This window comes from uncultured Nitratireductor sp. (assembly GCF_913053745.1).
In the GTDB taxonomy this organism is placed as follows: domain Bacteria; phylum Pseudomonadota; class Alphaproteobacteria; order Rhizobiales; family Rhizobiaceae; genus Nitratireductor.
Map to the genome: position 1 here is coordinate 16,942 of NZ_CAJXGF010000043.1, position 12,598 is coordinate 29,539.

The 12,598-nt window shown below is 61.0% G+C and carries 15 protein-coding genes and 1 pseudogene; 3 read left to right on the forward strand and 13 right to left on the reverse strand.

Annotated elements, in window-relative coordinates; all coding sequences use genetic code 11:
- Window positions 1-20 precede the first annotated feature (20 nt).
- The 5 genes from QZ638_RS09310 to QZ638_RS09330 form a co-directional block, all read right to left on the reverse strand.
- Entirely contained in the window at window positions 21-614 is a 594-nt protein-coding gene (locus tag QZ638_RS09310) for a tetratricopeptide repeat protein (RefSeq protein ID WP_295809255.1), read from the reverse strand.
- A 70-nt stretch (window positions 615-684) separates the two neighbouring features.
- Entirely contained in the window at window positions 685-810 is a 126-nt protein-coding gene (ykgO, locus tag QZ638_RS09315; protein WP_007008283.1) for a type B 50S ribosomal protein L36, read from the reverse strand.
- Between the two features lie 318 nt (window positions 811-1,128).
- Window positions 1,129-2,205, reverse strand: coding sequence for a 5-(carboxyamino)imidazole ribonucleotide synthase (locus QZ638_RS09320; protein ID WP_295809258.1), 1,077 nt, complete (start codon window positions 2,203-2,205; stop codon window positions 1,129-1,131).
- Between the two features lie 2 nt (window positions 2,206-2,207).
- On the reverse strand, window positions 2,208-2,699 hold the full coding sequence (gene purE / locus QZ638_RS09325; RefSeq protein ID WP_295809259.1) for a 5-(carboxyamino)imidazole ribonucleotide mutase: 492 nt from the start codon (window positions 2,697-2,699) through the stop codon (window positions 2,208-2,210).
- A gap of 88 nt (window positions 2,700-2,787) precedes the next feature.
- The gene (locus tag QZ638_RS09330) at window positions 2,788-2,997 is read right to left on the reverse strand and encodes a YdcH family protein (protein ID WP_295809261.1); all 210 of its coding nucleotides are present in this window, start codon (window positions 2,995-2,997) and stop codon (window positions 2,788-2,790) included.
- A gap of 244 nt (window positions 2,998-3,241) precedes the next feature.
- Here QZ638_RS09330 and QZ638_RS09335 point away from each other — a divergent pair, with 244 nt between their 5' ends.
- Entirely contained in the window at window positions 3,242-3,421 is a 180-nt protein-coding gene (locus QZ638_RS09335; protein WP_007008288.1) for a DUF465 domain-containing protein, read from the forward strand.
- A 225-nt stretch (window positions 3,422-3,646) separates the two neighbouring features.
- Here QZ638_RS09335 and QZ638_RS09340 read toward each other — a convergent pair whose 3' ends face one another.
- A complete protein-coding gene (locus tag QZ638_RS09340) occupies window positions 3,647-4,909 on the reverse strand; it encodes an MFS transporter (protein WP_295809264.1) in 1,263 nt (420 codons plus the stop codon).
- Between the two features lie 205 nt (window positions 4,910-5,114).
- Complete coding sequence (locus QZ638_RS09345) at window positions 5,115-5,309, reverse strand: DUF1192 domain-containing protein (RefSeq protein WP_295809267.1); 195 nt, start codon at window positions 5,307-5,309, stop codon at window positions 5,115-5,117.
- A 168-nt stretch (window positions 5,310-5,477) separates the two neighbouring features.
- On the opposite strand from QZ638_RS09345, the gene QZ638_RS09350 reads away from it, so the two are divergent.
- On the forward strand, window positions 5,478-6,458 hold the full coding sequence (locus tag QZ638_RS09350) for an NAD(P)H-quinone oxidoreductase (protein ID WP_295809281.1): 981 nt from the start codon (window positions 5,478-5,480) through the stop codon (window positions 6,456-6,458).
- Window positions 6,459-6,532: 74 nt separating this feature from the next.
- Here the strand turns inward: QZ638_RS09350 and QZ638_RS09355 are convergent, their stop codons facing one another.
- Complete coding sequence (locus tag QZ638_RS09355) at window positions 6,533-8,731, reverse strand: esterase-like activity of phytase family protein (RefSeq protein ID WP_295809269.1); 2,199 nt, start codon at window positions 8,729-8,731, stop codon at window positions 6,533-6,535.
- 228 nt (window positions 8,732-8,959) lie between these two features.
- On the opposite strand from QZ638_RS09355, the gene QZ638_RS09360 reads away from it, so the two are divergent.
- The gene (locus QZ638_RS09360) at window positions 8,960-9,679 is read left to right on the forward strand and encodes a DUF1013 domain-containing protein (RefSeq protein ID WP_295809271.1); all 720 of its coding nucleotides are present in this window, start codon (window positions 8,960-8,962) and stop codon (window positions 9,677-9,679) included.
- Window positions 9,680-9,721: 42 nt separating this feature from the next.
- Here QZ638_RS09360 and QZ638_RS09365 read toward each other — a convergent pair whose 3' ends face one another.
- The 5 genes and pseudogenes from QZ638_RS09365 to prpE form a co-directional block, all read right to left on the reverse strand.
- On the reverse strand, window positions 9,722-10,432 hold the full coding sequence (locus QZ638_RS09365) for a YafY family protein (protein WP_295809272.1): 711 nt from the start codon (window positions 10,430-10,432) through the stop codon (window positions 9,722-9,724).
- A 12-nt stretch (window positions 10,433-10,444) separates the two neighbouring features.
- Window positions 10,445-10,819, reverse strand: coding sequence for a VOC family protein (locus QZ638_RS09370; protein ID WP_295809275.1), 375 nt, complete (start codon window positions 10,817-10,819; stop codon window positions 10,445-10,447).
- A 223-nt stretch (window positions 10,820-11,042) separates the two neighbouring features.
- Entirely contained in the window at window positions 11,043-11,204 is a 162-nt protein-coding gene (locus QZ638_RS09375) for a hypothetical protein (protein WP_295809277.1), read from the reverse strand.
- Between the two features lie 59 nt (window positions 11,205-11,263).
- On the reverse strand, window positions 11,264-12,058 hold the full coding sequence (locus QZ638_RS09380) for a glucose 1-dehydrogenase (protein WP_295809279.1): 795 nt from the start codon (window positions 12,056-12,058) through the stop codon (window positions 11,264-11,266).
- An 89-nt stretch (window positions 12,059-12,147) separates the two neighbouring features.
- Window positions 12,148-12,598: pseudogene (gene prpE / locus QZ638_RS09385) on the reverse strand (propionyl-CoA synthetase); the annotation flags it as partial.

Below are 12,598 nucleotides of genomic sequence, written 5' to 3' on the forward strand. Positions count from 1 at the left end.
TAAGCGTTTGCACGCGCGGTTCAGATGCCCTGGCCGTCCAGTTCGTCGGATATCTCGGCAACGGCGCTCTGTGCACTGCGCAGCATGGGATAGACGTCCAGAACACGCTCATAGGTGGCGAGCGCTTGCTCATTCCGCCCGGTGGCTTGCAGAATGCGTGCCATGCCGGCCAGAGCGCCGAAATGGCGCGGTTCAAGCTCTAGCGTCCGCGATATGTCCGCCATGGAGCGAGCATAATCGTTTCTCATGAAATGCACCGTGGCGCGGCGATTCCATCCTTCGGCGTAATCGGGAAAAAGCATGGTGATCTGATCGAGGAAATCGAGCGCGACGGAAAATTTCTCCGCCTTGATCGCGTCGTTGGCCCAGCCGATTAGCAGATTGGCGGTGTCGCTGCCGGAATCGCTCCAGGCATTGCCGATCCGCAATGCGATACGGCGGGCGGCCTGCTCGTTGGTTTCTTTCTTGAGGTCCTGGAAGAGCGCATCGAGGCGTTCCTGTTCAGCCGGTTCCGATTGCTCAGCGCCGGATACAGGCTTGCCGTCTTCAGCCGAATGCGCGGGTATCAGGCCTGTAAGAACCGCGGCGAAAAGAGCGAACAGGAATCGTACCATGCCGCAATGATAGGCACAGCACGATTAAAGGGAAACTGAATTTCGCGTGAAGACCGCCAAAATAGGCGGATCAGCCCTGGCGTGCCTTGAAGCGCGGGTTGGACTTGTTGATGATGTAGATGCGGCCCTTGCGACGGACCATGCGGTTTTCCCGGTGACGGGTCTTCAGCGCCTTGAGCGAGTTCTTGATCTTCATCGTTCTTGTCCGTGGTTGGCCTTCCGGCCCGAAATGAGAAGGCGCGCATCCATGGCGCGCCACAAGTCGATGGGCTCATAGACGAGGATGCTTGTCCATGTCAACCTTTCGGCGGGCCGCCAAGGCAGGAATCACGCGATTCACGCTCTTGAAAAACTCATTTTCGTATGACGGCGCGCAGGGGGCGGGACGCGTATTATGCCGTGGGCATGGCGTTCGAACGCGATTGCCGTCTCATTGGTGGCGTGAATGCCGGGAAGCCCGATAGCGGCGCTATGCTGCCGCAGAAAGATACGACTGCGCCGAATGAATGCGATCTCAATTGCCTGTAAGACGGGTGAAGTGCCCCATTTTGCGGCCAGGCCTGATGTCGGTCTTGCCGTAAAGATGAAGCATCAAATCGGGCTCTGCGAGCAGATCGGGTGCGCGCAGAACCTCGTCGCCGATCAGGTTTTCCATGACGCAGTCCGAATGCCGGTTCGTGTCGCCGAGCGGCAGTCCGGCGACGGCCCGGATGTGTTGCTCGAACTGCGAGACCGTGCATGCTGCTTCGGTCCAATGCCCCGAATTGTGCACCCGTGGCGCGATCTCGTTGACCAACACCTTGCCACTGTCGAGCACGAAGAACTCGACCCCCAGCACACCCACATAATGCAGTGACGTCAGAATATCGGTGGCGGCCTGATCTACTGCCGTCCGGGTCTTCGTTTCGATGTTCGCGGGCACCGCGGAGCGATAGAGGACGCCGTCGCGATGCTCGTTTTCGGCGGGATCGTAGACGGCGATGCTTCCATCGGCCGCGCGTGCGGCGATGATGGAGACCTCCCGTCGAAACGGAACAAGAGCCTCCAGTATGAGCGGAACGCCGCCCATCTGTGAGAATGCACCCTCGTGAGCGGTGGTGTCGGCACTGCGAAAAACGCGCTGTCCCTTGCCGTCATAGCCCATGCGGCGTGTTTTCAGGACGCCGCCGGAAAAGCGCGCGAGTCCACGTGCGAGGTCGTCGTCGTTGTCCACAGACATAAAGGGCGCTGTGGATATCCCCGCCGAATTCAGAAAGATCTTTTCGGCCAGGCGATCCTGTGCCGATTCCAGCGCTTCCGGCGGAGGAAAAACGGGCAATTGTTCCGACAGCGAAGCAACCGTCGCCACGGGCACATTCTCGAACTCGTAGGTTATGACATCGCACCGTTCGGAGAGCTTTCTTAGTGCGGGTGTGTTGTCATAGGCGGCGTGAACGAACTCGTTGGCGACCTGCGCGGCGGGACTGTCCGCCGCCGGATCGAGCACCATTGTGCGGTAGCCGAATTTCGCCGCCGCCATCGCCAGCATACGGCCGAGCTGGCCGCCACCGAGAATGCCGATTGTGGCACCTTGAGGCAAAGGGTCGCTCATGGTCAGTCCCCCGGATAGTCGGCGACCTGCGCCGTCTGCTCGGCGCGCCAGGCGTCGAGCCGGTCTGCAAGATTCTCGTCCTGAAGGGCCAGAACGGCCGCTGACAACAGAGCGGCGTTGATGGCGCCGGCGCGGCCTATGGCAAGCGTTCCCACCGGAATGCCGGCCGGCATCTGCACGATGGAGAGCAACGAATCCTGTCCGGAGAGCGCCTTGGATTCCACCGGCACGCCGAACACGGGCAACGGCGTCATCGCAGCGGTCATGCCCGGTAGATGGGCCGCACCGCCGGCGCCGGCGATAATGGTCTGGAAGCCCTCGTCGCGAGCGTTTCGGGCAAAATCGTAGAGGCGCTCCGGTGTGCGGTGCGCTGAAACGATCCGCGCTTCATACTCGACGCCCAGTTGATCCAGGGTGTCCGCGGCGTGACGCATTGTCGCCCAGTCGGATTGGCTCCCCATGATAATCGCCACTTGGGCGGACCGCTCGGCCATAAGACCCCCTCGCAATAAAAATCAGGCTGTAGTCAAAACCGACGATCACCGCAAGCGCGCGCTCGCGGTCCGATAGATCCAACCTCGATCAGGCGATGATATCCGGAATAATGTCGTCTTCGAGTTCTTGGAGACGGTCCTTCAACGCCAACTTCTTCTTCTTCATCCGCTGGATGCGGAGCGGGTCGCAACCCGTAGCGACCATGGCGTTGATGGCTGCATCGAAATCCGCATGGTCCTGCTTGAGGCGGGCGAATTCGAGGCGAATCTCCGCTTGTTCCTGTTCAGATGTCACCACAGCCAGCCGACCCAAATGCCCGAAACTCTGGTGCGAATCCGCAGGGATGCGTTCGCAGCCAGGCTACGCCATCGGGACACGCCCGACAGCGGCGGCGCTTATACCACATTTCACTCTTTCAGGAAATGCTACCAGACTGTGTTCGACAAGCCACATTTGCGGTGGCACACTGTCCCGATCGCCGGTTCCTGCGGGCGGGTATCGGGGCCGGTGAGTTCTCGAGGAAGCAAAGGAGATCCCAATCATGTCTCTTGAATCCCATCTTGCAGAGTTGAAGCGTAAACATGGCGAACTGGAGCGCGAGATCGACGATGCGAAGCTCCATCCGTCGGTCGACGAACTCGATGTTGCTCAACTCAAGCGGCGCAAGCTGGCCATCAAGGACGAGATGGAGAAGCTGAAGTCGGCGGTAACCCGCCACTAGGGGCACTTTGCCAGGCGAAACCGACCGAACGGATTTCGCTGCAAGTCAAGATTGACAGCCGGGTACACACGCAATTACTCGCGTGCCCGAATAAAATTAAGAGCATGCGGTCCAAACAGGGCCTCCGGCCTCCGCCTCGGTGTCCATCCGGGTGCGGGGGCCTGATCGTTCGAGCCCCTTTGGCAGCGGCAACGATCGGCCCCTCTTAACCGGTTTTCATGAAACTTATTCGACGGTTTCCGCCGTATGCTCTTCGGTGTCGCTGCGCGGATCCAGAACGGCGGCCTGCGGTGTTACCGCGCGTTCTGCCGGCAGCGTTTTGAAGGCCTCGCGTTCCTCCACCGGAACCGGGGCACGCTGCGAGATGCGCAGCAACGCGTAGCCGCCAAGACCGAAATGAGCCATCGCGGTGATCAGGAACAGGCTCTCCGGCTGCATGCTTTCCATAAGAACGCCGCCGATCAGCGGCCCCAGCATGGTTCCGAAGCCATAGAGAAAAAGCAGTCCGCTTGCCACTTTCACGAAATCTTCCGGTGCCGCGTGGTCATTCGCATGGGCGACGATGATCGAGTAAAGCGTGTAGGCAAACGCGCCGTACACCGCGGTCATGGCAATCACATAGGTGCCGTCGCGCGGTGCCGTCAGAAGAATGAGAAGGCCGACAAGGCCCGAGCCGAAAGCCCCGCCCGCGATGACGAAGCGGCGGTCCATGCGGTCGGAAAGTCGGCCGGCGGGGAGCTGCAGCGCCGCGCCGGCCAGAACGGCAATGCTCATCATCGTTGCAATCTGCAGCGTGGAAATGCCGATCAGTCCCCCATAAACTGCGCCCAGCGTTCCCCAGGCCCCGTTGGCCATGCCGATGAGCACGCAGCCGAGGAAGGCGACGGGTGAATTGATGTAAAGCCCCTTGAGATCGAGCGAGACCTGTGCGAGCGGCTGCGGGCTGACAGCCTTTGAGACAGCGGTCGGTATGAGCGCCATACAGAACAGAATGCCTGTGGTCATGAACAGGATGGTGTTGGAAACGTTGCCGAAAGCCACTGTCATCTGACCCGCGGTCAGCGACGCATAGGTCAGCATCATGTAAATGCCGAAAACGGTGCCACGGTTTTCGTTGGTGGATTTCTCGTTCAACCAGCTTTCGATCACCATGAACGCGCCTGCCATGGTGAAGCCGGTAAAAATGCGCAGAACCACCCACCCGGTCGGGTCCACCCACATGCCGGTCAGGAGTGCGATGATTGCACCCGAAGCGGCAAACGCGCCGAAAGCGCGCACATGGCCGGCCCGCCGCACAATGCGCGGCGCGATGAAGCAGCCGGCCACGAAGCCCGCCGCCCACGCGGCGCCCAGAGCGCCCAGCGAAGCTGTCGGAAATCCCTCCATCTGTCCGCGCAGTGGCAGCAGGAGGCCATGCAGTCCCGATCCCGTCAGGAGGAAGGCAGTGCCGAGAAGGAGCGCGATGATGGAGCCGAGAGGTGACAGCATGTGATCATTCCGAAGGGATGTGTGTTCGAATTGGCCGAATGCCTTTGGCCAGGGGCCTGACCCTGGTTTGCCCTCGCCATCAAAACATGGCGTGAGCAAGGCCAAGGCCTCTTCGAGACACGCGATTGGCAGTATGCGCGAATAACCTTCCCGACGACATCGCAAAACCGTCGTTCAAGGCCGTGATTGCGCAGCTCGAAGTGTCTTAGTCGCGTCGAAACAATGCCTCGGCGGCGTTCTTGGTTGCGCCCTTGCTTTCGAGTTCCCGTTCCAGCCTTAAGATTTCCTCCTTCAACTGCGCAATCCTGTTTCCAAGTTCCTCCACCGATAGCAGGGAGAGATCCTGCCCGATCTGATGGCCTGAAGCCGGCTTCTTTCCCTCGTCGTCGAAAATGCCCATCGCGTTCGTTCCCGTCACCTTGCTCCGCAACACGATGCGCAGGCCGAGCTTTGCAGCCCGTAGCCGTCAGGATTGCCCTTGATCCGTCGGCATCGCTCGCCGATTGTGTTGTCAGATGTTTCTCAAATCAACAGGGGCATGATGAACCAGACAGCGCTTCCAAAGAAGATGACGGCGGTTGCGATCGGTGAGCCGGGCGAGCCGACGGTTTTGAAGCCGGAGCAACGCGACGTGCCTAAACCGGGTGAGGGAGAAATCCTCATCAAGGTGCGCGCCGCCGGCATTAACCGGCCGGATGTGTTTCAGCGCAAGGGGCTTTACCCGCCGCCGCCCGGCGCCTCGGATCTGCCGGGTCTCGAAGTGGCGGGCGAGGTGGCCGCTCTGGGCGCGGGTGTCAGGCGCTGGCAGGTGGGCGATCGTGTTACGGCGCTCACGCCTGGGGGCGGTTATGCCGAATATTGCCTTACGCACGAGACCAATGCCCTTCCGGTGCCGCACGATTTCACCTTTGCCGAGGCGGCGGCTGTTCCCGAGACTTTCTTCACCGTCTGGCACAACGTGTTCCAGCGTGGCGCTTTGAAAGAGGGCGAAACGCTGCTCGTCCATGGCGGCTCTTCCGGCATTGGCACCGCAGCCATTCAGATCGCCTCCACATTGGGATCGAAGGTCATCGCCACCGCCGGATCGGCGGAGAAGTGCACCGCCTGCGCTTCCCTGGGTGCCGTACGCGCGGTCAATTATCGCGACGAGGATTTCGTCGCTGCCGTAAAGGAAGAGACGGACGGGCATGGCGCAGACGTGATCCTCGACATGATCGGCGGCGATTATATCGAGCGCAACTACACGGCTGCGGCGATGGATGGACGTATCGTGCAGATAGCATTCCTCAAGGGCACGCGGGCCACGGTCGATTTTTCCCAGGTTATGCGCAAGCGCCTCACGCACACGGGTTCTACGTTGAGGCCACGTTCTGTGGCTTTCAAGGCGCGGATCGCCACCGAGCTCGAGGCGCATGTCTGGCCGCTGCTCGCCGCTCGCCGCGTTGCCCCCGTCATGGACATGGTTTTCCCGCTGGAAGAAGCCTGGCGCGCGCATGAGCGCATGGAAGATGGCGCACATATCGGCAAGATCGTGCTTGAGGTTTCGTGATTCCGGCCGGGGCCAAAAAATGAAAGCCCCGGCATCGCGCCGGGGCTTTCTGCCTTGGGAGGCTGTGTCGCAGATCAGTTCATGGCACTCAACTTGCCGAGATTGACGAAGATGGTCTCGCCCGAAGAATCGTCCACACCGTCATTGTCGGTGACGAAATACGCCATGCCGTTGGCGTCGATGGCAAAGCCCTCGATCTTGTCGGCGGCATACCCGTTCGCGGCGGCTTTCATATCCGACAACAGATCGCGCTCGAGTGTCTTTTCGACCAGCGGCAGCTCCGCATCCAGCGCGGCCGGCGCAAAGCCGTCCAGCGATACGCTGTAGAGTTTCTTGATCTTCGCAGCCGTGCCGATCTGGTTGTCACGCTCGACGATGTAGAGCTTGCCGCCATGGGCGGTGATTTCGGAAAGGCCGACCCAGCCCTTTTCGGCGGCATCCAGCGGGTAGCGCACGGCCGCCCATTCGTTCGTCGCCGGCTTGTAGGTCACCAGCTTCACCTGGCCCTTCGGATCGTCGTTCCATTCGCGCTGAATGGCCATCACCAGCATTTGTTCGTCGCCGTCGCCGACAATGGTCACACCTTCCATGCCGAAGCGCTTCTCGGTGGCAAGAAGCGCGGCCGGCAGAGCGACTTCCTGGCTTATCGCGCCCTGGGCGTCGACACGGTAGAGCGCGTGCGGTGTCAGTCGGTCTGTACGGCCTTCCGAGGCGAGCCAGAAACCGCCGTCACCGTCGTTGACGATGCCTTCCAGGTCGAGCTTTTGTGCGGCGGCGCCGTCACGCGTGACCACGGTTCTGGCGGTGATCCTGGCCGGGCTCTGCGTTGCGTCGATGGTGAAGATTGCCGGCTGGTTGCTATAGAAGGAGTCCGAGACGGCGTAGAGTGTGCCGGGGTTCTCCGCGTCGGCGACGAGGCCGGAAAGCGCACCCCAGCCGAAGGGCGCACCATTGTCATCCATAGCGGATTCGATCGTTGGGTAAACCGGCTCGCCTTCGGACAACTCGTAAACCATCACGTGCGAGCGCGCGCCGCCGTCTTCCACAAGGTCGGTCTCATTCGCCGTAACGAGCAGGTTGCGTTCCGGTATGGCAACCAGGCCTTCCGGGCCGATGCCCGAGGGCAGAACCTGGACGAATTCCGGTTCACTGCCTGTGTCGCGATAGACGACCACGAGTGAAGCCCGCTCAAGTGCCACGAAGATGTACTGCCGGTCGCCATAGGTCGCGACTTCCAATCCCTCCGGCTCGGTGCCCTTGGCATCGGAACGCTTGTCGGGATAGTGGCCTGCCGCTGCGGCGTGGAATTCCAGATCGTTGCCGCTATCGAACAGAACCTCGCCCGTCTTGCTGAAGATGGTGAAGCTGCGCGAACCACCCTCGTAGTCGCCTTCATTGGCGGTCACGAAACGATCGTTGTCGAGCCACTTCACCGCGTCCGGCTCGCGTTTCACGCCGCTTGCCGCCTGGTCGAAGGCGATGGCGCCATTGTCCAGCGTATCGATCGAGTCGAGACTGATCTCGCCGGCGGAAAAATGGTTTGTCACTTCGCCGCTCTCTGCGGAAACCACGGCGATGTGATTGTTCTCCTGCAGTGTGACGACGATCTCACCCGCTTCGTTGAAATCGACGAACTCCGGTTCGGGATCATCAGGAGCGACCTTGGCCAAACCCGTCAGTGAAACGGTCTTCATGCTGTCGCAGTCAGGAACATCTTCGTTGAGGCTGAAGACCTTGAGGTTACCGGCAGGCGCCTGCGGAATTACGCCATCGTTGAGGTCTTCGTCACGCTCATTTTCGATGGCGATGGCGAGAAAACGCTGGTCATCGCTAATGGCCACAGAATCCGGTTGTCCGCCCAGGTCGCACGATGCCTCGACGGTCTTCTCGCTCATGTCGATCACCACCAGGTTGCCAGAAGGAGCGGTGTAGCTTTGCGACGTGTTCACCGCGGCGATGGCCTTACGCCCGGCCACGGCCACCGAGGTCGGTTCGCCGTCAAGCATCAGCGCGCCGCCGGATGCGGGCGCTGCTGCGTCGCTGATATCAACGAAACCAACGCCGCCAAGCGGGCTGTCGGAGTAAATCAGCGTCTTGCCGTCGGCGCTTCTGGCGATGATCTCCGAAGAGGTTTCCGTCGCGCTGTCGACATCGGCCGGCAGGTTCTCGGCCACCGCGAAAGTGGCGATGCGGTTGAATGTCATATCCGCATTCGCTGGAAGGATGATGGCCGTGCTGGCGAGCAGGCCGAGAATGATTGTGTGGCGTCCCATGTCTGAAAAACTCCCTCAAGTCCCGTAAAGGCGGCACAATCGGAAGGCTTGATTTCAGGCCGATGACGCAACGATGACGGTTCGGTGACGGTCCCCATCTTCGATGCTGCGCAATTTGTTGCGTCGGGAGGGCGTTTCAGTTTATAACGCGGGCGATATTCCCAACATCGGTGGTTATGACCACCGCCCGCGCCAGGGACGCGGGCGAAGGAAGAGGATTCTTGAAATATGGCCAACACGCTTCTCATGCCCAAGGCCACTGCCGTCTGGCTGGTCGACAACACGGCGCTGACGTTCGATCAGATCGCCGAATTCTGCAAGCTGCACCCGCTCGAAGTGGGGGCGATTGCCGACGGCGACGCAGCGCAGGGCATCAAGGGTATGGACCCGGTGATGACGGGTCAGCTCACCCGCGAAGAGATCGCCACAGGCGAGGGCAATCCGAACCACAAACTCCGGCTGTCGGAGCCCAAGGTTCGTGTGCCGGAAACCAAGCGTAAGGGCCCACGCTACACGCCGCTCTCGAAGCGCCAGGATCGCCCCAATGCCATCCTCTGGCTCGTGCGCAATCATTCCGAGCTGAAGGATGCGCAGATTTCGCGCCTGGTCGGCACCACCAAATCGACCATCGAAGCGATTCGCGAACGCACTCACTGGAACTCGGCGAACCTCGTGCCCATGGACCCGGTTACGCTGGGTCTCTGTTCGCAGATCGATCTGGACCTGGAAGTGCAGCGTGCCGCGCGCTATGCGCCGGCGCCGGAAAGCTCGGGGGAAACCCTGCTGCCGGCCTCCGAGACAGAGGATTTGCCAGTCGCTGACAAGGCGCCGTCCGAGTCGTCTTCCGACGAGCAGGAGCTCGATGCCGACGCTGTCTTTGCCAAGCTTTCGTCGCTGAAATCCAACGACGACGAAGGCGAGGGCGACAAAGACGACGAACAGTCCTGATTTGTGATCGAAGACGCTCTCCGGTAACCGGGGAGCGTCGTTTCAGCTGGCGTAAGCCTTTCCAATCATCGCTTCGTGCATCTCCATCCGACGGTAGAAGTCGGCGAGTTGCTTTCCCCGTTCAGGGCGGAAGCTGCGTCCGGCGGCTTTCATCGTTGCGATGCGATCGATGCGGAAGGTGCGGAAATCGCCGCGCAGTTCGCACCAGGCCACCAAGGTCCATACCTTTCCCCAGAACCAGAGCCCGAGTGGGCGCACGTCGCGCTCCGTGTCGCGCCCGGCCTCGTCACGGTAGGTGACGGAAAGCACGTCGCGGGTTTCCACGGCCCGCTCAAGCGCGTCGATTGTCTGGCGGTCCATGTCGCTGACCACCCAGCGCGGTGTGTGGATCTCGGTGCGGGCGATGCGGCCCCGTTCAGGCTCGGGCAGCACGGTTCCGATCTTGATCAAGGCCTCCTCGGCTGCGCGCGCCATGGCGGCGCCGCCAAAGGCACGCACCATGCGCGCGCCGGCGACCAGTGCCACGATCTCGTCACGCGTGAACATGAGCGGGGGAAGTTCGAACCCCTCCCGCATCAAATAGCCCACGCCGGCCTCGCCATCGATCGGCACGCCGGTGGATTGAAGGTCGGCGATATCGCGATAGATCGTGCGCTCGGAAACTTCGAGACGCTCGCTCAAAAGACGGGCAGTAACCAGACGCCCGCCCCGCAAATGCTGGACGATCTGAAAAAGTCGGTCAGCACGGCGCATGCGTTTTTCTCCTCACGCAAAAATTCCGAAGCTGTTTCCGTCGGGGTCGAGACAATACACGAAACGGCCGCCAGGAATAGTGATTATGGATGATACCAGTTGGCCGCCATTGTTTGTGACACGCTCCATGGCATTTTCGAGCGGCGCGGGCACGGCGAAGTGAACGGTCGGTCCGGTACCCGCCGGTGCTGGTTTGCCGGGATAAATGTGTCCGGACACCGCTTCCTGTGGATCCTTGCTCGCGAAAACGGCGAACGGATTCGGACCGTCCTCGCGCAATTCGAGCTCGTTCTGGACAACCGCCGTGTAGAAGGCCCGTGCGGCATCGAGGTCGGTAACAGGAATCTCCGCCCAGACCACCGCGTTCAACGGCAATGTATCGGGCATATTTCGCAACCTCCATCTTCTTCGATGAAACCAGAATGCCATAGCTCTCCTGACAACATTCCGTCAGGAAGGCGGAAAGAACATAGCGCGAAGTGAAGTGCGCTCAGACGGTCCGGAATTCGCGTGCCATCATGGCTCGTATTTCCAGTCGGCGTAATTCTCGATGAAGACGAAGCCGATTCTGCTGCGATTGTTCATCATAGTTCCTGTGAAGGCTAATGGATCAACGGCGGCAGCGGCTGGTCGGATCCCAGTCGATGTCGCGCTGTATGGCGGCTGGCAGGTCGTTCAGCATGCGCCTTGTCAAGATGCGTCGCCGGCGCTCGCGGGCTTGGTGGGTCCAGCGCCGGACGGCGTCTAGGACGCTCCCTGGGAAGTCGATCATGGCAACAATCTCCTGATTTGGCAGGAGTATTATCGCCGACTCGAGGTGACAGCGTTTTGTCAGGAGATCTCCGGTTTGACCTCCACCGTATAGTTCAGCGGCAGACGTCCGCCATCGGCGTAGATCGTCTGTCCGGTCACATAGCTCGAATCGTCGTCAGCCAGGAAAGTCGCCACAGAGGCGATTTCACCCGGGTCCCCCGCCCGCCCGAGCGGCGTGCGGGAGAGCATGCGGTTGCGGGCGGCCTGGTCGTTGTTCACCTTGGCCAGCATGTCGGTCATGATCGAGCCCGGTCCTATGGCATTGACGCGGATGCCGTAAGGCGCCAGCGCCAGCGCCATCACACGGGTGAGCTGATTCACGCCGCCCTTGGAGACCGAATAGGCGATCTGCTCGGGGATCGCGAGAACCGCGTTGATCGATGACATGTTGATGATGGTGCCGGCCGCGCCGCCGTTCTCCACCTTCTCCACCATGTAGCGTGCCACGGCCTGTCCGGCCAGGAAGGTGCCCTTCAGATTGGTATCGAGCACGCGGTTGAAGTCCTCTTCCTTGAGGTCGAGAAAATTCGCCGAATGCACGATGCCGGCATTGTTGACGAGGATGTCCACGTCGCCGAACGCATCGATGGTTTCGGCCAGCATGTTGTGAACGTCGAGGCGCTTGCTAACATTCGCCTTAACGAAGCGGGCATCGCCCAGTTTCTGCAGATCCGCGAGCGCCTGCGCGCCTTTTTCTCCTTCCAGATCGGCGATGACCACCTTGACGCCATGGCGCAGGAAGCGTTCGGCGATCGCATAGCCGATGCCGCCCGCGCCGCCCGTTACGATTGCCGTCTTGCCGTCCAGTGCCATGGTCCATCCTTATGCCGAAATTCGCCGAACCCTGCGCCGCACTTGCGGCAAGGTCAAGCGTGACGGGACGATTTAGACGCGCTGCCGCGTCACTGACCGGATTTATCCAGCGCCGCGCTGATTTCGTCGAGGATTGCCGGATCGTCGATGGTGGCCGGCATGGTCCATTCCTGATGGTCGGCGATTTTCTGCATGGTGGCGCGCAGGATTTTTCCCGAGCGTGTTTTTGGCAGCCGCGCGACGGAGACAACCTTCTTGAAGGCCGCGACCGGCCCGATCCGCTCGCGCACCATGGCGACCAGTTCGTTTTCCACCGTTTCCATGTCGATCGCGGCTTTGCCGTGCAGCACGACGAAGCCGCAGGGCACCTGGCCCTTGAGTGGGTCGGCGATGCCGATGACTGCGCACTCGGCTACGGCGGGGGGCTCCGCCACCACTTCCTCCATGCCGCCGGTCGAAAGGCGGTGGCCGGCGACATTGATGATGTCGTCGGTCCGGGTCATTACATAGATGTAGCTGTCCTCATCCATGTATCCGGCA